Source organism: Geothrix alkalitolerans, from assembly GCF_022808885.1.
Lineage (GTDB): Bacteria > Acidobacteriota > Holophagae > Holophagales > Holophagaceae > Geothrix > Geothrix alkalitolerans.
Genome location: NZ_JAKZLE010000002.1, coordinates 759,313 through 776,648 on the forward strand (window position 1 = coordinate 759,313; position 17,336 = coordinate 776,648).

The window sequence follows — 17,336 nt, forward strand, 5'->3', positions numbered from 1 at the left end:
GCCACCTTTGACCCCAGAATGATGTTGCGAAAGGCAATGAGGGTGACGTCGTGAGCAAGGTTCTCTTCGTGGTGCCACCCTACTCCAGCTGGGGGGTGGAGGTCATCGGCACCTGGCCGCCGCTCCAGATCGCCTACCTGGCGGGGGCCGTCGAGGGGGCGGGGCATGAGGCCCGCATTTACGACGCCATGAACCGGGAGGGCGCCAGCTTCGAAACCATCCGCGCGGAGGTCGAAGAGTACCGCCCGGATATCGTCGTGGCCTACGACTACCTGCCCGTCACCGGCGCCATCAGCACGGCGGTGGTGCCCGCGGCCATGAAGGCCCTGGGACTGGCCAAGGCGGTGGATCCCGCCATCACCACGCTCATCGGCGGCCCCTTCCCCACCTTCAAATACGCCGAGCTTCTGCGGGACCCCTCCGGGGCCGTGGACATCGTCCTGCGCGGGGAGGCGGAAGCCACCTTCCCCGAACTGCTGGCGGTCCTTCCGGGCGGCGTGCTGGACGGGGTCCGCGGTCTCGCCTTCCTGCGCGACGACGAGATCATCGTCACCGAGATCCGCCCCCACATCACGGACCTCGACGCAGTCAAGCCCGCCTGGCACCTGCTGGACTGGGACGCCTACCGCTACCGCATCGATCCGCCGGGCCGCATGGCTTCCATCCTCACCTCCCGCGGCTGCATGATGGGCTGCTCGTTCTGCAGCCACCGGGCCTTCTGGCGGGGCGACTGGCGCGCCCGGACGCCGGAGGACGTCATCGAGGAGATCCGCCTGCTCGTGGACCGCTACGCCGTCGAATCCATCACGATGATCGACCCGTACCCCACCCACGACCGGGAGCGCTGGGAGCGGCTCCTCGACCTCATCATCGACGCCAGGCTCGGCATCCGGCTGCTGATGGAGACCCGCGCGGAGGATGTGGTGCGCGACGCGGACCTGCTGCCCAAGTACCGGGAGGCGGGCGTGGTGCACCTTTACATCGGGGCCGAGGCCGGCACGGACGAGCTGCTGGCCTCCCTCAACAAGGGCAACGATGTGAACGCCATCGTCCAGGCCATCCGCCTCGCCCGCGAGCACGACATCGTCACCGAAGCCTCCTTCATGATCGGCCACCCCACGGAGACCCAGGCCTCCATCGACCGCACCATCGAGGTCGCCATCCGGATGAACCCCGATATCGCGGTGTTCCCCGTCCTGACGCCCATGCCCTTCACGCCCCTCTACGACCAGATGCAGGACCGGGTACGCGTCCACGACTACTCCAAGTACAACCTGTCCACCCCGATCATCGAGCCCTACGACATGACGATCGAGGAGGTCGCCATCGCTCTGGGGCGCTGCTACATGACCTTCTACGCCCAGAAGATCCCCCAGATCAAAGCCCTGCCGGACGGCTTCAAGCGCCGCTACCTCCTGAGCGCCTGCAAGGAGATGATGGCCGCCTACGGCAAGCACTTCAGCCACCTGGGGGCGAAGATGCCGAAGATGCACCCCCATCCGGCCGCCTGATCACCCGGACGCCACGGCCCAACGGGATCACTCCGCTCAAGCCCGATAGGTCCTTGCACCTCATCCACCAAAGGAACTCCCCATGTCCAGCGCCCTCTCCCTTCTTCTCTCCGCTTTCGTGATGGCAGGCTTCAGCCCAGCCGCCACGGCGGCCACCCCGCCCCAGGCTTCGTCGCCCGCGCCCCATCCCACCGGGGCCCAGATCCCCACGGGCGAGGACCTGACTGGCAAGGTGCTCGAGCGCCTCGAGGCTTCGCCCTACTGCTACCTCCGTCTGAAGACGGCCAAGGGCGAGGTGTGGACCGCCGTCCCCGAGGCCAAGGCCGAGAAGGGCGCCAACGTCACGGTCGCCAATGCCGTGCTGATGACGAATTTCGAATCCAAGACCTTGAAGCGGACCTTTGCTGAGGTCTACTTCGGCACCCTGGCCACCCCGGGCGCGGCTCCGGCAACCGGGGCCAATCCCCACGGCCAGGCCGGACGCCCCGCCAAGCCCGTGAAGGTCGGGAAGGTGGCCAAAGCCGCCGGCGCGGACGCCCGCACTGTGGCCGAGATCTGGGCCCAAAAACAGAACCTGAAGGGGAAGGGCGTCACGCTGCGCGCCAAGGTCGTGAAATACACCAAGGGCATCATGGGCAAGAACTGGCTGCATCTCCAGGACGGCAGCGGCGACCCGAAGAAGGGCACGAACGACCTCACCGCCACCAGCCAGGCCGAAATGGCCGTGGGCGACACCGTGACCATCCACGGCGTGGTCCAGACCGACAAGGACTTCGGCGCCGGCTACACCTACGCGGTGATCATCGAGGATGCCAAGCTGACCGGAAAATAGCCGCCAGGCCTTCGTTCACCTGGGGTTCACCTGGGCCGGATCGCCCCCTGCCCCGGCGGCAGGCCTGTGGCGAAGGCCTGGCCGCCGGCGCCCTGTTTCTCGAGCACCAGCGCCTGAAGGGTCCGGGCGGCCTTGCCGCGCAGGCGGATCATCCGCCCCTCCGCGCCCAGGCGGAACTCGGCGGCGCTCATGAAGGCCCAGGAGGATCCGCTGGCTTCCTTCTCGAGCCGGATCTGGCTCCAAGGGATGCTGGCCGGCCCCTGCCACCAGGCGGGCTGGAAAGGGAAGGGCTGTTTCATGTGCAGGCAGCGGCGGCCCACTTTCAGGGACATGGGCGAGTGGCCGCGCAGGGCGCCGAACTCCACCTGCTGCCAGCCGAGATTCTTCTCGATGGGGTCGGTGGGATCGGCGGGGAAGGCCGCATAGAGCGCGGTAATGCCCATGAGCCGGTTGGTGAGCCAGGAGCCCGCCAGGAAGACCACCGGGATCAGCAGCAGAACCGCGGGTGGGGGCGGGGTTCCGCCGCGTGAGGCGAGCAGCGCGAGGACCATCATGGCTTCTGCCTCCGCTTCGCGGCCTGCCAGGCGGCCTCCATCTCGTCGAGGGTGCGCCGGTCCCATCCGCCCGCGGCCCGGGCATCATCCTCCACGGACGTGAACCGGCCCTTGAAGCGCGTCATCTGGCGCCGCAGGGCCCGGTCCGGGTCCACGCCCTTCTTGCGGGCCCACTGCATGAGGCTGAACAGCACGTCGCCGAACTCCTCTTCCACGCGCACGGGGTCGGACTCGGCCTGCAGCTCCGCCACCTCCTCCTTCACCTTGTCCAGCACACCTTCGAGGTCGGGCCACTCGAAACCCACCTTCGCGCAGCGGCGGCCGATCTCCAGGGCCTCCTCCATGGGTGACAGCGAGGCCGGGATGCCCTCGAGCAGGCGCGGATCCCGGCCGTGGAGCCCCTTCTCCTCACGCTTGATGGCGGCCCAGTTGGTGAGCACCTCGTCCGCGCCCTCCACCTCGACCTCCGCGAACACGTGCGGATGCCGGCGCACGAGCTTCTCCACCACCGTCCGCTCCACGTCGTGGAGATCCCAGGCGCCGCGATCGGCCGCCAGCTGGGCATGGAAGGCGATCTGCAGCCAGAGGTCGCCCAGCTCTTCGCAGAGGTGCGCTTCCGTGACGGGATCGCCGGGTGTGTGCGCCGCCAGGGCGTCCAGCACCTCCGCCGCCTCCTCGCGCAGGTAGCGGGCCAGCGAGACGTGGGTCTGCTTCAGGTCCCAGGGGCAGCCTGTCTCCGGCTTGCGGAGGGCGGCCATGACAGCGCGGAGGGTCGTGGGTTCCATGCTCCGAGGGTACCCAGGGACCCGCCGGAAAAGCCAATGGTGGCTCCCCGGGACCCGGGGGCAGGCCCTGTTCGGGCCCAGGCAGGGTCCGGGATCAGAGCCCGGCCTTGTCCGCCTCGCGGCCCACGCGCTTTGTCGTGTCGATGGCGCCCCGCAGGGGATCCGTCTTGTCGTAGCGGCCGGAGGCCTCCGGCCTGCGCCCCAGGAGCGGGTGGGCCGCCAGCTGGTCGAGGACGGCCCGCGCCTCGGCCTCGGGAAGGCCTGTTGCCACCAGACGCTGCACCAGGGCGGTGGAGGCGGCCCGGATGGTCGCGGCGTCCCCGCCTTCCCGCGTCAGGCGCTGGATGGCTTCGCGGTTTTCCGGCTGGCTGAGCCACGCCTGCAGGCTCGCCTCCCGGGCGGCCTGGACCGTCCTGGCCTCGGCGGCATATCGGGCCCGCACCGCCTCGAGCTCCAGCGTCTCCCGCTGCCGCAGCCCCGCCAGCGAGGTCGCGGGGTCCGCATCCAGGGCGCCGGCCTGGGCGGCATAGCGCGCCAGGTCGGCCAGGACGGGCGCCGGGACAGTTCCCTTCTCCAGATCTCCCGGAGCGCCAGGTGAGGCCGGCCGGGGCTGCTCGAGCTTCATCCAGGTCCCGTCCGCCCGCGCCGGAGTGGGGGCCGAGGCGAACAGGAGCGTCGGCGGCGCCGCCAGAGTCTGCCAGCTCCAGCCCGCGACCGGCAGGATCACCCCATTCACGCCCGCGTGCAGCGCCGCTTTCACCGTGGGCACGGCCGTCTCCACCACGGGGATCACCACCCCGGCCCCCGCCGTGCCCACCGCGGCGCCAGCCAGGCCCAGGGGGACCCTCAGGGCCGATTCGAAGGCCGAGGCGACGAAGGCCCAGGGATAGGCCAGGGGCCAGCCGAAGGTCTTCCGGGCGGTGCGCAGCCCGGCCTTCTGGAAGTTGCCGGACCAGGCCTCCTTCGAGCCTTTGAGCCCGAACTCCCAACACGAGGTCTTCCAACCCCACCTGAAGGTGTCCTTCATGTGGCGGCCCATGGTCGTCCAGGTTCCAGCCTGGCCGTACTCCCCGAGATCGCGGCCCGCATCCGACCAGCCTTCGGTGGCGAAGGTCCAGGGGGCCACGTAACCCGGCAGGATGGTGACGTTGTACTGCCGCCCCTGGCTGTCCTCCATCTTCCCCCGCCAGAGGAGCTGCCCCTTCTGGGCCCAGGTGGCCCAGCCTGAGTCCACGGCCCCCTCGACCGCGGGCTCGCCCACGACCGTGACGCCCTCGTCGGGCAGGTGGGCCACGAGGTAGCCCTCCACCACCTGGACCGTGGGGGCCGGCGGGGCGACCGGGGATGGCACCTGCCCCAGCGCCGGGAGGACGGCCATCAGGCAGAGGGCGGACAGGCGAAGGCGGTTCGGCAGCGGCACGCGGAACTCCAGGCGGGTTCATCCAGGAAGGCAGGAAGACGATATCAGGGGGACCCGCGCATCCCGAGGGCCAAACCCTGCTCCGCGTCCTTTTCCAGCCGCTGGAGAATGGACCGCGCCAGGCCCGTCAGTGAGGGATCCCGGGCGCCCATCACCAGGATGAGGTCGCCGGCCTTGGCCTCGACGGCCAGCCGCGCCACGAGCCAGTCCCGGGAAGGCGCGAACTCGGCGGCCGCACCTCGGGCGACGATGTCTCCGATCACCTCGGGGCTGCCGATGTCCCGGGCAGCCGTCCCGCCCGCGTAGAACACGTCCAGGAACCAGAGGCGGTCCTGCGGCCCGAGCTCCGCGGCGAAGGCGTCCACGAACTCCGCCCGCAGGAACTTCAGGGGCCCGAAGCCGTGGGGCTGGAACACCGCCAGCACCCGTCCGCCAGAGGCCGCCGTGCGCAGGTGGGCAGCCCGGAGGGAGGCCGCCACCTTGGCGGGATTATGCGCAAAGTCGTCCACCACCGTCACGCCCCGGCATTCGCCCAGCACCTGGAAGCGCCGGGCCACGCCCTGGAAGGCAGCCAGCGGCCCCGCCATGGCTTCAAGCGGCACGCCCACCGCCTGGCAAGCCGCCATGGCCGCCAAGGCATTCTCGACATTGTGGAGGCCTGGCACGGGCAGCCTGAAATCCTTTCCCCCTGCGCGGAAGGCGGTGCTTCCCGCGCCAAGCACCAGGCCCTCGGCGCGCAACCCGGCCCCATCCGCAAACCCGAAGGTGGTGGCGCCCATGGCGAACTCGCGCAGATTCTCCGCCTCCCCCACCACAGCGGCCTCTCGCACCTGGGCGCGGAAGGCGCGGAACATCTCCGCCACCACGGCCATGTCCTTGTGATCCTTCTGGAGGTTGAGGATCACGCCCACGGCGGCGTGGTAGCGCACCACGGAGCCGTCGCTCTCGTCGGCCTCGATGACCAGCAGGTCCGACGCACCGGCCCAGGCGTTGCCCCAGCGTCCCTCCCGCTGGAGGGCCACCAGCTCGCCCCCGGTGATGACGGAAGGGTCGAGGCCCGCGCCGCGCAGGATTTCGAAGACCATGGCCGTGGTGGTGGACTTGCCGCTGGTGCCCGTCACCGCCACGGTGCGGTACTTGGCCACCACATGCGCCAGCAGCTCCGAGCGATGCAGCACGGGCACGCCCAGGCGCCGGGCCGCGGCCACGTCCGGCACCTCGTCCTCCACGGCCGTGGACACCACCAGGGCCGCGCAGTCGCCGGTCAGGCCCGAGCCGTCCTGGGGATGGATCGCCACGCCCAGGTCCTCCAGCTGCGCCCGGGCATCGGGCCGCTGGCCCCGGTCGAAGCTGCGGTCGCTGCCGCTGGCCCGGCCGCCCTTCAGGCACGCGAACTGGGCCAGGGCGCTCATGCCGCTGCCCGCCACGCCCGCGAAGTGGAGCCGCCCCAGGCCAAAGCCGTCGCCGGGCAGGTCCTCGGCGATGAGCAGGAGATCCCCCTCGGCCATGCGGTCGAAGAGCGTCACCACGTCCGAGCTGGAGAGGCGCACGCAGCCGTGGGACACGGGCGTGCCCAGCTCGTGCTCCTGGTTGGTGCCGTGGAGGTAGATCCAGCGCAGCCGGGAGTCCCGCCCCGGCCCGCGGTTCCAGCCCTCCTCCAGGCCGTCGAGGGTGAGCACGCGGGTGAGGATGAGGTCCTCGTCGCGCGGCTCGCCGCGCCACACCTCGCCGGTGGGCTGCTGGGCCCTGAACACCGCGCCGGGCTCGGCTCCCTCGCCGATGCGCGCGAGGATGCAGTGCCAGCCCGTGGGCGTGCGGTACGAGTTCTCCTCGCAGCCCAGGCCGTTCTTCGCCGTGGAGACCACCGCCTCGAAGACCAGCCGTCCGTCCTCCAGCAGGCCCAGGCGCTGGCGGGCCGCGTCCACCACCGCCACGCGCGCGCGGGGATCCCAGGCGGGCGTCCCCGGGCGGGCGAGGTTCGCCAGCACGAGGGCGCGGTAGCGGGCGGCCAGGACCGGATCGATCACGCCTCCACCCCCGCGATGCGCCCCGCCAGGGCGCTGGCGGCGACGGTGGCGGGGCTGGCCAGCCACATCTGGCCCGGCCCGCTGCGGCCGGGGAAGTTGCGGTTGATGGCGCTGATGGTCACCTCGTCAGGTCGCGTGGAGACGCCGGGCCCGGCGTTGATGCAGGCGCCGCAAGAGCTGCCCAGCACCACGGCCCCCACGGCCTCGAAGGCCGCGATCCAGCCCTGCGCCTCGGCGTGGCGGCGCACGTCCTCGCTGCCGCACTGCACGAAGAACCGCACGCCCTCGGGGATGCGCCGTCCTTCCGCCGCCGCAGCCCTCACCACCTCGTAGGCCCGGCGCAGGTCCTCGCGCTTGCCGCCGGTGCAGCTGCCCAGGTAGGCGATGTGGATGGGCACCGTCTCGCCCAGGCCCAACAGGGCCACACCGTTCCCCGGATCGCCGGGGCGGGCCAGCATGGGACCCAGGGCCGCGCAGTCCACGTCGAGGGTCTTGGCGTACTCCGCGTCCTCGTCACCGCGCATCCAGGGCTCCAGCGTGATTTCCGCGCCCCGGCGCTCCCTCACGAAGCGCACGGTCTCGGCATCCGGCGCGATGAGGCCCGTAAAGCCGCCGATCTCCGCCGCCATGTTGGTGAGCGTGGCCCGCTCGTCCGTATCCAGGTCGCGCAGGGCCTCGCCCTGGTACTCGACCACGTGGCCGATGGCGCCGCCTTCGCGGATGAGGGGCTGGGCCAGCAGGTGCAGCACCAGGTCCTTGGCGGACACGCCGGGGCGCAGGCGCCCATTCAGGCGCACCCGTAGCGTGGGGGGCACGGAGACGCGCGCGTCGCCCGTCACCCAGGCGCAGGCGATGTCCGTGGTGCCGACGCCGAAGGCCAGGCAGCCCAGCGCGCCGGCGTGGGGTGTGTGCGAGTCCGTGCCCACGACCAGCTGACCCGGAAGAACATAGCGCTCGGCCATGAGGGCGTGGCAGATGCCCTCGCTGCCCGATCCGTCCGGCAGCTCGCCGTGGAGCCGGATGCCGTGCTTCGCGCAGAAGGCCTCCTGGGCGGGTTTCAGGCCCTCAGCCACCGCCAGCAGGCCCATGGCCCGGTGCTCGGCCTTCATGCTGTGGGGCAGGAAGGTGAGGTGGTCGCGGAAGGCCAGGATGGAGGACGGATCGCGCAGCCGGACGTCCGGCCCCAGCGCCTTCTCCAGGAAGCTGGCGGCCATGGGCGTCACGTACTCGTGGCTGAAGCGCCAGTCGGCCTGCACGAAGAGGCCGTCACCGGGCTTCACGACCCGCAGGCCCACCCGCCCGGCCGCCGCGTCCACCACCGCGTGGCGCGCCAGCAGCTTCTCGGCGTAGGTCATGGGACGCGGCTTGTGGGCGGGCAGGGGCGGCGCCACCTCGCCTTTCATGCGGGCGGCGTTGTAGGCGAAGAGCCCGCCCCGGCGCACGATCTCCGCGGTGACGGGATCCAGGCCCTCGGTGAATTCGGCCAGGGGGATGGCCTCGCCGCGCCGCAGCCGGGCGATCAGGCCGAAGTCCGTGCTGGTGAGCAGGCCCAGGTTCTGGCAGTTCTGCCGGTAGATGCGCTCGAAGCTCTCCGCGATCACCAGCCGGAGGCCCGCGCACCACTCGGCGTAGGGGCTGGCCTCGCGGCTGCTGCCCTTGCCGCGGCGTTTCCCCGCCACGCTCACCGCGAAGCCGCCGGCCTTCACGGCGCCTTCCTTCACCGGGAAGCGATCCCCGCACTTCAGGCCCAGGTAGGGAAAGTTGCCTAGCTTCTCGTCGTAGTGGTAGCAGATGAAGGCCGGCGTGATCTCGTCGGTGCTGATCTGGTCGCGCAGGGGGCCGATTGCCGAGGGATCCAGGTCATCGCCCGCGAGTTGGCGATGGATCGGTTCCGGATCCTCCGTGAGGAACAGGATTCGGCCATCGAAGAAGATCGAGTCGGGCAACATCCTTCCAGAGTACGGCAAGGGCAGGCACTCGGGTTTTGAGAGAAGAATGACCCCAGCTTGGGCCCATCGCTTGATCAGGCGCCAGGGGCTTCTATATTGAGCCAAGCCAAAAGGCTGAAAAGGAGCTGCGCATGAACAAGGTGGGCATGTTTGCCCTAACGATGATCTTGGCCGGATCGACGGCCCTTTCCGCCCAGAGCAAGGAGGACAAGAGCCGGGCCAAAGCCAAGGATACGGTGGACAGGGTCCGACAAGCCGATCCGCCCCAGGCGAAGGAACGCAAGAAGGACGACACGGCGGAAAAGCGTTCCAAGGAGGCCAATGCCCAGGAGCAGGCCCACCAGAAGGAAGTCGCCAAGAAATACCCTGCGAAAGGCAAGGACGTACCCTCACCCAAGTAGCAGTGCATCCAAGCTCGTTCTACGGATTCACGCAGGAAGGCCCCCAACCGGGGGCCTTCCTGCGAATGACGGAGATTTCGCTCAGTCCTTCTCTTCCTCGGCCTTGAGCTTGGCTTCCTGCTCGTCGAGGTGCTTCATGAGACGCTCGGCCAGCTCCTCGTCCTCGAGGGGCGTGAACATGTCGTCCTTCACCTCGAAGATCTCCAGGCTCAGGCCCTCTTCGGGGTCCGCGGTGCCGTCCTCCTGGGCCTGCAGCTCGGCCAGGGGAGCCAGGATGGCGAAGTCGCGGCCTTCGAACTCGAGCTCTTCCAGAATCGCGAACTCTTCCTTCTCGCCATTCTCGTCTTCGAGTTCAACGACTTCGATCTCGAAGGAATCGTCGTGATCGTGGTTGCAGTCCGGTCCGTGCTCGTGACCTTCGTGAGCCATGGGCTCCTCCTTGCGCAAGGGACCAGAATACGGTCGGAGGCCTTTCGGGCCAAGGAAATAAGCTGAACGGGACCGGCCGCGGCAGAATCCGGAAAAAGAATCGGCCCCCCGAAGGAGGCCGATTCCGTGTGAACGGTACGGTTAGATCTTGGTGACGTTGGTGGCCTGGGGGCCCTTCTGGCCCTGACCCACGTTGAAGCTCACGCGCTGATTCTCGTCCAGGGTGCGGAAACCCGTGGTCTCGATGGCGGAGTGATGAACGAACAGATCCGCACCGCCGTCATCGGGGGTGATGAATCCGAAACCCTTTTCGGCGTTGAACCACTTCACGGTTCCCTGAGCCATGTAACTACCTGCTTTCTTCGTCCTGGATGTAGATGCATTGTTCCTTCCAGGCGAGGCAGCAACGCTTTTTGATACCCGCACGACCGGCGGGCGATTTCCAGTCTAAGGCCATTCCGCATCCAATTTTCAAAAAATCGACGAATTTATTTGCGGCAGCGTCTTAGGGGTCGCGGCAAAACCCCCTAGAGGTAGCTCCGCGCCCCCATGAAGGCGCGCTGGTAGTAGCGGTCCGAGAGCCGGTCCCGGCGGATGCCCTGCCCCGGCCGCGGCGCGTGGATGAAGGCCCCATCCCCCAGGTACAGCCCCACATGGCTCACCCGGCCACCCCCGTTCGTCGCGAAGAAGAGCAGGTCCCCCGCCCGGGCGTCATCCAGGTCCACTGCCCTGCCCACCTCGAACTGGGCCTGGGAGGAGCGCGGCAGCTTCAATCCGTTCAGCCGGTACACGGCGCCCGTGAGGCCGCTGCAGTCGAAGCCCTTCTCCGTGGTGCCCCCGAACAGGTAGGGCACGCCCAGGTAGCCCGTGGCGGTCTCCACCAGGCTGGCCCGCAGGCCCTTCTCGTCCTCGGGGTGGATCTGGAAACGCCCGCCGGCCCCCGGGGCCGATCCGTTCGGAGCCACCACCCAGAACGTCTCAATCACCCCGGCGGCCTTCAGGGCCTCGCCGCGGGCCCGGGCCTTCTCCTTGGTGGCGAAGTCTCCGAACCGCACCCGGTAGAGGCCGTCCTCCGAGCCGTAATAGGCCGCCTCCAGACCCTGCACCTGCAGCGCCTGGGCGAAGCGCGCCGCGTTCTCCACCTTGGCGAAGGCTCCGGCCTGCAGGGTGTAGCCCAGCCGGGGAATGACCCGCGCCCCGACCGGGCTGGAGGGGGGCCGCTCCACGGTTCGGCGCGGTGCGCGCGTGCAGGCCGCCAGCGCCAGCAGGGCCGCCGCCACGGATGCGCCCCTCCTGTGCCTGCTGAGCATGGGACCCCGCCTGAAGGATGCAGGGATCCTAGCAGGTGCCCGTCAGGCGATGAACTTCAGACCGACCCGGATCCCATGCCGCGTGGGCTGGATCCACTTCACCTCGGAGAGAACCGACCGGCCGGCGGCCTCCACGCCGGGGGGCACGTGGACAGTCAGCACCTCGCCCCGGTGCAGGAGGCAGTTGGTGAGCAGGCTCACGCCCGCGTCGCTGATGTCGCGGCCGATGCCCGTGGCTCGGATCTCCGCCGGCGGCCCGAGCACCGTGTCCACGCATTCGAATTCCACGATCTGGTTCAGGATCGCCCGGGGGCAGGACCGCTTTTCCATGGGGTGGCTCATGGGGATTCACGATAGGGAGAATTTCCAGTCTAGACAATATGAATCCTGCTGCTTTTTCCCCTTTGGCTCGAGACCCCACAGGCCCCTCTCCATGGCCGCCATCCGCCCCGAGGGTCTGGCGCCGGACGCGAATCGACCGAAATTGAGTCTCGCAATTCGCTTCCCGGAGGAGGTGCCCGATGCGAACGCTCCAGCTCCTGACCATGGCGGCCCTGATGGCGAGCCAGCTGGCCGCACACCCCTATGACAAGCCGAAGGCCGAAGTCGAAGCCAAGGCCAAGGCCAAGGCCGAGGTCATCGTGGGCTGCAAGGAGACGAAGGTGTACCACAAGGCCAACTGCAAGTGGGTGAAGGAGATCGACAAGGCCCACACCCGCGTGGACTTCAAGTCCGTGGCCGAGGCCAAGCAGGCCGGCATGAAGCCTTGCGAGGATTGCAAGCCCGGCGACTAAGGCGGGTCCGATCCGCCTGCTTCAGAACGTGAAATCCTCCGATCCCCGCTACTTGAGCTTGTCGAGCTCGCGGTGGATGCGGGTGCGCTGGTCCTCCTGCTTCACCTTGTCGAGGGCCTTCTGGTAGTTCGCGGCGGCCTGGGCCTTGTCGCCCTTGAGGGCGTAGGCCTCGGCGAGGCTGTCGTAGACGTTCCAGGAGTCGGGGTGGTCCTTCACGTTCCGCTGGAAGAGGGCGATGGCTTCGTCCACCTTCTTCTGGCCCAGCAGCGTGTAGCCCAGCAGGTTGACCTCCGCCTCGGTGGCCCTCGCCAGGGCCTTCGCCCGCAGGGCCTCGGCGCCCGCGGCGTCGCCCTTCTTGTCCAGCAGCGCGGCCTTGGTGCGCAGGGCCGCGAAGGATTCCCGCATGGCGAGGGAGCGGTCCACCCAGGTCATGGCCTCGTCCAGGTTCACGTCGTGGCGGACGCACCAGCCCGCGGCGCCGCTCCAGGACTCGGGATAGAACTGGTGGAGGCCGCGCAGCTGCTCCCGCAGGCTCTGCACCACCACCGCCTTGGAATCCACCGCAATCGGGATGGGCACCCGCAGCTTCTCCCAGCGCAGCGACAGGGTGACCCCCTGCTCGCCGGGATCGTCGAAGGTGTAGGCCAGGCGCTCGGTCGGCTCCGACGGCACGGGCGTCACCGGCACCCGGGCCACGTCCTCCTTGGCGTCGTAGCTGTAGCTGCCCCAGCCGTGGGACTGGCTGCTGAAGATCACGGTCCAGGCCGTGGCCGTGGGCAGCATGTGGAGGCCGTAGCGCCCCGCCGGCAGCGGCGTCCCGCCCACCCGGACGGGGCTGGAGAAGGTCACCACGGTGTTCTCGTTGGCCCCGGCCCGCCAGACCTCGCCGTAGGGCACCAGCCCGCCCCAGACCTTGCGGCCGTTCACCGCCGGCCGGTGGTAGCTCACCTCGATGTCCGTCAGCCCCACTGTCTGGCTGACCGTGGCCCGGGGACTGGCCTCGGGCAGCGTGAGGGGCGGCGCCTGGGCGACGAGCACGGGCGCAACCGAGAGCAGGGCAACAGCGAACCGACGCATGGGACACCTCCGCGAAGCATCCTGCCCCCAAGCCTGAAGAACCGGAAGCCACCTGGGGCGAGTGGTGGGATTTCGGGGGTGACCGGGGTGGGAAGGACGTTTTTCAGCCACGGATGAACACGGATGGACACGGATTGAAAAGCAAAAGCATCTAGCCGGTGATGAACGGGGATGGACGGGGATGGAAAAGCCAAAGGCAAATCGGCCACTGATTTCGGTGATTTCAGTGATTTCACGGATGGGGGCTCCGGCCTCACACAGCATGGGCGCCCCTGGATGACTTCCGGCCCCGCCGGAAGCCGCCGACGGCGAGCCCGTGCAGGGACTCATCCGGCCTGATCACCGTCCATCTCCGTTCATCACCGGCTCAAAAAGCCTTTCCCAGCAGAGTCCCGGGCTGAAGGGTTCATCGCCCCTCACGCGCCATCCAGACCCCCGGCCAGACCCTCCGGACCGTTCAGCGGCCATTTCGCACCGTTCAGCCGGTTGTGATGAGGATCAAACCGGCCAAGTGGGAACATGATCGCGAAATAGCCCAGCCTCGACTTCCACCCAAAAGGCGTTCATTGGCTTCTGCCATTCAGTTCGCCTAATACAAAGTTAGCCGCATGCATAAACTCACAAACGAAGAGCTCCACCAGCTTCGACTCCGCATTTTCGACAATGCGGAGTCCCTGCACAAGGAAGCCAAGGTGCTCTTCGAGAATGGGTATTTCGCTAGGGCATTCCTACTCGCCTACTTCTGCTGCGAAGAACTCGGAAAGATTCCGATTGTGGTCGGCGTCATTGGTCGTCGCCTCCGGGGCGAGGCCATCGACTGGAAGCACGTGATGAAGCGCTTTCGTGGCCACAAGGAAAAGATTGATTCTGATGATTACCATCAATATCTGTTCGGGGTTGAGCCTGACATGCTTCGAAATACAGATCTAAGGTGGCTCGAAAATGCCAGAGACACGGCCCAATCACGTGTCGACAAAAAGAATCAATCCACTTATATAGACTTCGGCCAATCGACTGTCCTATCTCCGTTGGACCAAATCACAAAAGAAGATGCTGCCATAATGCTTGAACGATCCTTTTCTTCACTTCGTGCGCACTGGCATGCCGAATGTCTCACAAACCCAGGTTGTCCTCGCGGCTAACCCTCCGCTCAACTCGGACCCCGCCTGCATTGCCTTCCGCTCTTTCTCTTCGTTCCGCTTCCTCGGCTTCGCTCATCGCCTCGGTGCAGGCGGGGCCGGTTAGCTTCATTCGTTAGCCGATTCTTCGAGGTCCAAAATGCTCGATGAGACAAAATGGATTCTCTCGAACAGCTGGGTGGCAAGTTTCGATATTCTTGGTTTCAAAAATATGGTCAATGTCGATGGTGCTACTTTCGAAGCCACACTGATCATGGAAGATTATGAAGAAACGCTTGCACATCTCGAATCTACTTGCAGGGATTACCAAGCAGGATTTTTAGATTATTCTTGGCTTTCCGACACTTTCATAATTTTTTCTCGTGATGATAGTGCTCAATCATATGCATTAATTCAGCAAGCCAGTAAACATTTTTTCGAGAAATGCCTTTACTCCAGCATTCCTTTACGAGGCGCCTTATCTGAAGGTTCTTTCATACGAAGTAAGGATGGCCGCTCTCTTATGGGGAAGGCCTTCATTGAGGCATTCACCTATGGGGAAGACCAAGATTGGTTAGGGTTCTTGTTAACCCCATCTGCCATTTTGAAAGCTAGATCCTTTGGCTTGGAACCATCTCGACACGATTTCGTCTCTACCGAAGAAATTCCGATGCGGAAATGCCTCGCCAGCGATGTAATGGCGTGTCGCCTACAGAATGGGAGAGCTAATTTCTCTTCGCCATTTATTCATTTTCTCCAACAGATGCGTCACCAAGCGGGACCCGCTCATTTCAATAAGTACGATCGAACCATTCAGTTCATTCAAAACCACTACCGATTCATCGAGCCCTCCATCGGCTAACCCTCCGCTCAACTCGGACCCCGCCTGCATTGTCTTCTGCTCTCTCTCAGCTTCTCGCTTCCTCGGCTTCGTTCGGCGCCTCGGTGCAGGCGGGGCCGGTTAGCTTCCATCGTTAGGGCCTGCTCGGAGCAAACAAATGAACCGCCCTAAAATTCCAATCAAAAATCAACATCCACGGCCTCCTTCTGCCAAAGAGGCAAAACCCATCGAGATCAAAGCCGATAGGGTTGACTTGCCGCCTTCAATCGCTGGGAATTCCTTCCATAATCTTCTGTATGGGCCCATGGCAGGCCAGCCGTCGAAGGCGGCCGCAAACGAAGGGCCCCGCAAATCGAGCCTCGTGTTTTGGGCGTTACTCGTCATGGCTGTATTCTGCATCTATTACTTCCGCAGCACAGATCAGGGCTCTTCCAAAAATATTCCACCACCTCAGTCAAGGCCAACCTGGCCCTGACCCTGCGCCCATCCCGGGCTCCGCCTGCCTTGTCTTCCACCCTTTCTCAATTTCTCGCTTGGTCGGCTCCGCACCTCGCCTCAGTGCAGGCGGGGCCGGTTGGTCTCCTTCGTCAGGCCGCCAGATGAACAGTGCACCCAATCAACAAGCGCCTCATTCCTCCGCCCTGAAGATGGTCGGCTGGACCTTTGGACCAATCATCTTCTTTATTCTCATGGCTTTAATTTTCGGTAAAACGCACCAAACTCTCACGCTCCAAAAATGGTCTTTCCCGTTAATTCTTGTTGCAGCGGGGGCTGGTCAGTGCCGTGCTTTTGTGATGAGCAATAATATTGAACATAATCGTCCCATGTTGATAAAAGCATTTGCTTTTATGCTCACTTTATTTTCAGTCATGTTGCTCCTTTTTTGGATCGGTCTTTTCGTGATGTCTGCCTACCATCTGCTGAACCCAACAGCTTCCCCACTATTTGGGGGCAGATGATGCGGAGCGATTCGCTCGTCAGCCTTCCCTTCCGCGCAGCACGGACCTCGCCGGCATGGCCTCCCGGCCTCTCTCAACATCCCGCTTCCTCGACTCCGCTCGTCGCCTCGGTGCAGGCGGGGCCGGTCAGCTTCTTTCGTTGAGTTCTCCGTGCACCCATCAACCGAATCCCACTACGCCCCACCGACAGCCGCGCTCCAGGACTCACCCACCCATGGTCCAAAATCAATGTGGATTCCGGTGATCGGATTGACCTTTTCGGCTCCGATGCTGGCGCTCGGCATTTTCGGGCTGGTGGAAGAGGTCACCAAGCATGGCCAATCCAGGTCCGCTGATTTTGTCTTCGGAATCACCTTGGCAACGGCCTTCCTCTTAACGTCACTGGCCACTTTTTTTATTCCAATTTTTGCGTCCAGGTGGTTCTACGCCAGATGGTTACCCGTCCTTCTCCGCCTGTTTTCATTCTCACTGGCAAGCACCATCCCGTTGGCCTTGAGCATTTCTTATTCTCAATTCAACCAAAAGGAATACCTTGCAAACCCCGGCAAAATGATATTCATCATCGGGTTTTTATTTATCGTTGCACTATTATTTCTCGGATTGTTTTTCTTTCTTTATTTCTTAATACCTTTTTCCATGGCCCGGTGGCGTTTGAAAAAGGTCACAAGGGCTTTTCTTTCAGAAGCTCCCATCCCACCGGTCGGCTCGGACTCAGGGCCACGTGGCTGAACCCTTCCGCCCTGGCCATTCCCCCATCGACCGCTTCGCGAACCATCCCGGCCACTGCGGGCCCAGCCAGCTTCTTCCGACGAGCATCACCACCCACCAGAGGCACCCATGGATCAGCCCCGCGACCCCTACCTGCCACCCGCCAGCGTGCTGACCGAGGAAGGCGAACTGGCGCCTCTTCCCATCGAGATGGTGGGAGCAGGCACGAGGTTCGCCAATTTCATGATTGATAACATCATTTGTTATGCACTTCAGTTTTTCCTTGGTGTGGCCATCATTCTGATCTTCAAAGCCGCTGGGGCCGCTCACCTGAAGGCAGGCTGCATGGCGAACCTCTACGGGATCCTCATCACCGTCATCTATTACTCGTTCATGGAATACAGGTTCGGCTTCACGCTGGGCAAGCTCGTGACCAAGACCCGCGTGGTGGACGAGTCGGGCGGGCCCATTTCGCTCGGCAAGGCGATCGGACGGTCCTTCTCGCGGTACATCCCCTTCGAGCCGTTCTCCTGCTTCGGGGCTGAGTCCCGCGGTTGGCATGACTCCATCTCGAAGACCTACGTGGTGAAACGCTCGGAGGCCTGACCCCCCGCTCTCTTC

General features: G+C 65.5%; 19 protein-coding genes. 9 read left to right on the top strand and 10 right to left on the bottom strand.

Annotated features, from left to right (window positions below):
- Positions 1–50 precede the first annotated feature (50 nt).
- Together MLJ35_RS16120 and MLJ35_RS07535 are read left to right on the top strand one after the other, a co-directional pair.
- Positions 51–1,511, top strand: a complete 1,461-nt coding sequence (locus MLJ35_RS16120) for a B12-binding domain-containing radical SAM protein (RefSeq protein WP_243383808.1) — start codon at positions 51–53, stop codon at positions 1,509–1,511.
- Between the two features lie 82 nt (positions 1,512–1,593).
- On the top strand, positions 1,594–2,343 hold the full coding sequence (locus MLJ35_RS07535) for a hypothetical protein (protein WP_243383809.1): 750 nt from the start codon (positions 1,594–1,596) through the stop codon (positions 2,341–2,343).
- A 26-nt stretch (positions 2,344–2,369) separates the two neighbouring features.
- Here the strand turns inward: MLJ35_RS07535 and MLJ35_RS07540 are convergent, their stop codons facing one another.
- The 5 genes from MLJ35_RS07540 to MLJ35_RS07570 all read right to left on the bottom strand — a co-directional run bounded on the left by MLJ35_RS07540 (position 2,370) and on the right by MLJ35_RS07570 (position 9,078).
- Positions 2,370–2,897: a hypothetical protein gene (locus tag MLJ35_RS07540; RefSeq protein ID WP_243383810.1), complete on the bottom strand. Its 528-nt coding sequence runs from the start codon at positions 2,895–2,897 to the stop codon at positions 2,370–2,372.
- Entirely contained in the window at positions 2,894–3,682 is a 789-nt protein-coding gene (gene mazG, locus MLJ35_RS07545) for a nucleoside triphosphate pyrophosphohydrolase (protein WP_243322193.1), read from the bottom strand. Before mazG ends, MLJ35_RS07540 begins: the two co-directional genes overlap by 4 nt.
- A gap of 94 nt (positions 3,683–3,776) precedes the next feature.
- The gene (locus MLJ35_RS07550; RefSeq protein WP_243383811.1) at positions 3,777–5,102 is read right to left on the bottom strand and encodes a hypothetical protein; all 1,326 of its coding nucleotides are present in this window, start codon (positions 5,100–5,102) and stop codon (positions 3,777–3,779) included.
- Between the two features lie 44 nt (positions 5,103–5,146).
- Positions 5,147–7,129 carry a L,D-transpeptidase family protein gene (locus tag MLJ35_RS15895; protein ID WP_338028446.1) on the bottom strand — a complete coding sequence of 661 codons (1,983 nt, stop codon included), beginning with the start codon at positions 7,127–7,129 and terminating at the stop codon, positions 5,147–5,149.
- Positions 7,126–9,078: an aconitase family protein gene (locus MLJ35_RS07570; protein ID WP_420843021.1), complete on the bottom strand. Its 1,953-nt coding sequence runs from the start codon at positions 9,076–9,078 to the stop codon at positions 7,126–7,128. The genes MLJ35_RS15895 and MLJ35_RS07570 overlap by 4 nt, the downstream gene beginning before the upstream one ends.
- A gap of 131 nt (positions 9,079–9,209) precedes the next feature.
- Between MLJ35_RS07570 and MLJ35_RS07575 the strand changes: the two genes are divergently transcribed.
- Positions 9,210–9,479 (top strand): hypothetical protein, encoded by a 270-nt coding sequence (locus MLJ35_RS07575; RefSeq protein ID WP_243322200.1) that lies wholly within the window; start codon positions 9,210–9,212, stop codon positions 9,477–9,479.
- Positions 9,480–9,560: 81 nt separating this feature from the next.
- Here the strand turns inward: MLJ35_RS07575 and MLJ35_RS07580 are convergent, their stop codons facing one another.
- From MLJ35_RS07580 to MLJ35_RS07595, 4 genes are all read right to left on the bottom strand, one after another.
- The gene (locus MLJ35_RS07580; protein ID WP_243285858.1) at positions 9,561–9,908 is read right to left on the bottom strand and encodes a DUF1292 domain-containing protein; all 348 of its coding nucleotides are present in this window, start codon (positions 9,906–9,908) and stop codon (positions 9,561–9,563) included.
- 141 nt (positions 9,909–10,049) lie between these two features.
- Positions 10,050–10,253 (bottom strand): cold-shock protein, encoded by a 204-nt coding sequence (locus MLJ35_RS07585; RefSeq protein ID WP_243285857.1) that lies wholly within the window; start codon positions 10,251–10,253, stop codon positions 10,050–10,052.
- Positions 10,254–10,435: 182 nt separating this feature from the next.
- Positions 10,436–11,218, bottom strand: coding sequence for a C40 family peptidase (locus tag MLJ35_RS07590; RefSeq protein ID WP_243383813.1), 783 nt, complete (start codon positions 11,216–11,218; stop codon positions 10,436–10,438).
- Between the two features lie 42 nt (positions 11,219–11,260).
- Positions 11,261–11,548 (bottom strand): PilZ domain-containing protein, encoded by a 288-nt coding sequence (locus tag MLJ35_RS07595; protein ID WP_243383814.1) that lies wholly within the window; start codon positions 11,546–11,548, stop codon positions 11,261–11,263.
- A gap of 191 nt (positions 11,549–11,739) precedes the next feature.
- Between MLJ35_RS07595 and MLJ35_RS07600 the strand changes: the two genes are divergently transcribed.
- The gene (locus tag MLJ35_RS07600) at positions 11,740–12,012 is read left to right on the top strand and encodes an Ada metal-binding domain-containing protein (RefSeq protein WP_243383815.1); all 273 of its coding nucleotides are present in this window, start codon (positions 11,740–11,742) and stop codon (positions 12,010–12,012) included.
- 48 nt (positions 12,013–12,060) lie between these two features.
- Here the strand turns inward: MLJ35_RS07600 and MLJ35_RS07605 are convergent, their stop codons facing one another.
- A complete protein-coding gene (locus MLJ35_RS07605; RefSeq protein ID WP_243383816.1) occupies positions 12,061–13,089 on the bottom strand; it encodes a DUF2911 domain-containing protein in 1,029 nt (342 codons plus the stop codon).
- Positions 13,090–13,697: 608 nt separating this feature from the next.
- Here MLJ35_RS07605 and MLJ35_RS07610 point away from each other — a divergent pair.
- From MLJ35_RS07610 to MLJ35_RS07630, 5 genes are all read left to right on the top strand, one after another.
- Positions 13,698–14,231, top strand: a complete 534-nt coding sequence (locus tag MLJ35_RS07610) for an AbiV family abortive infection protein (protein ID WP_243383817.1) — start codon at positions 13,698–13,700, stop codon at positions 14,229–14,231.
- 136 nt (positions 14,232–14,367) lie between these two features.
- The gene (locus tag MLJ35_RS07615; protein ID WP_243383818.1) at positions 14,368–15,069 is read left to right on the top strand and encodes a hypothetical protein; all 702 of its coding nucleotides are present in this window, start codon (positions 14,368–14,370) and stop codon (positions 15,067–15,069) included.
- Positions 15,070–15,647: 578 nt separating this feature from the next.
- Positions 15,648–16,007 carry a hypothetical protein gene (locus MLJ35_RS07620; protein ID WP_243383819.1) on the top strand — a complete coding sequence of 120 codons (360 nt, stop codon included), beginning with the start codon at positions 15,648–15,650 and terminating at the stop codon, positions 16,005–16,007.
- A 150-nt stretch (positions 16,008–16,157) separates the two neighbouring features.
- Positions 16,158–16,736, top strand: a complete 579-nt coding sequence (locus MLJ35_RS07625; RefSeq protein WP_243383820.1) for a hypothetical protein — start codon at positions 16,158–16,160, stop codon at positions 16,734–16,736.
- A 108-nt stretch (positions 16,737–16,844) separates the two neighbouring features.
- On the top strand, positions 16,845–17,321 hold the full coding sequence (locus MLJ35_RS07630; RefSeq protein ID WP_243383821.1) for an RDD family protein: 477 nt from the start codon (positions 16,845–16,847) through the stop codon (positions 17,319–17,321).
- Positions 17,322–17,336 lie beyond the last annotated feature (15 nt).

Excerpts from the sequence above, each read along its gene's own strand:
- MLJ35_RS07605 (WP_243383816.1), bottom strand. The coding sequence starts at position 13,089 with ATGCGTCGGTTCGCTGTTGCCCTGCTCTCGGTTGCGCCCGTGCTCGTC.
- MLJ35_RS07630 (WP_243383821.1), top strand. The coding sequence starts at position 16,845 with ATGGATCAGCCCCGCGACCCCTACCTGCCACCCGCCAGCGTGCTGACC.
- MLJ35_RS07585 (WP_243285857.1), bottom strand. The coding sequence starts at position 10,253 with ATGGCTCAGGGAACCGTGAAGTGGTTCAACGCCGAAAAGGGTTTCGGA.
- MLJ35_RS07615 (WP_243383818.1), top strand. The coding sequence starts at position 14,368 with ATGCTCGATGAGACAAAATGGATTCTCTCGAACAGCTGGGTGGCAAGT.
- MLJ35_RS07600 (WP_243383815.1), top strand. The coding sequence starts at position 11,740 with ATGCGAACGCTCCAGCTCCTGACCATGGCGGCCCTGATGGCGAGCCAG.
- MLJ35_RS07570 (WP_420843021.1), bottom strand. The coding sequence starts at position 9,078 with ATGTTGCCCGACTCGATCTTCTTCGATGGCCGAATCCTGTTCCTCACG.
- MLJ35_RS07610 (WP_243383817.1), top strand. The coding sequence starts at position 13,698 with ATGCATAAACTCACAAACGAAGAGCTCCACCAGCTTCGACTCCGCATT.
- MLJ35_RS07535 (WP_243383809.1), top strand. The coding sequence starts at position 1,594 with ATGTCCAGCGCCCTCTCCCTTCTTCTCTCCGCTTTCGTGATGGCAGGC.
- MLJ35_RS07540 (WP_243383810.1), bottom strand. The coding sequence starts at position 2,897 with ATGATGGTCCTCGCGCTGCTCGCCTCACGCGGCGGAACCCCGCCCCCA.
- MLJ35_RS07590 (WP_243383813.1), bottom strand. The coding sequence starts at position 11,218 with ATGCTCAGCAGGCACAGGAGGGGCGCATCCGTGGCGGCGGCCCTGCTG.
- MLJ35_RS07595 (WP_243383814.1), bottom strand. The coding sequence starts at position 11,548 with ATGGAAAAGCGGTCCTGCCCCCGGGCGATCCTGAACCAGATCGTGGAA.
- mazG (WP_243322193.1), bottom strand. The coding sequence starts at position 3,682 with ATGGAACCCACGACCCTCCGCGCTGTCATGGCCGCCCTCCGCAAGCCG.
- MLJ35_RS07620 (WP_243383819.1), top strand. The coding sequence starts at position 15,648 with ATGAACAGTGCACCCAATCAACAAGCGCCTCATTCCTCCGCCCTGAAG.
- MLJ35_RS07575 (WP_243322200.1), top strand. The coding sequence starts at position 9,210 with ATGAACAAGGTGGGCATGTTTGCCCTAACGATGATCTTGGCCGGATCG.
- MLJ35_RS07580 (WP_243285858.1), bottom strand. The coding sequence starts at position 9,908 with ATGGCTCACGAAGGTCACGAGCACGGACCGGACTGCAACCACGATCAC.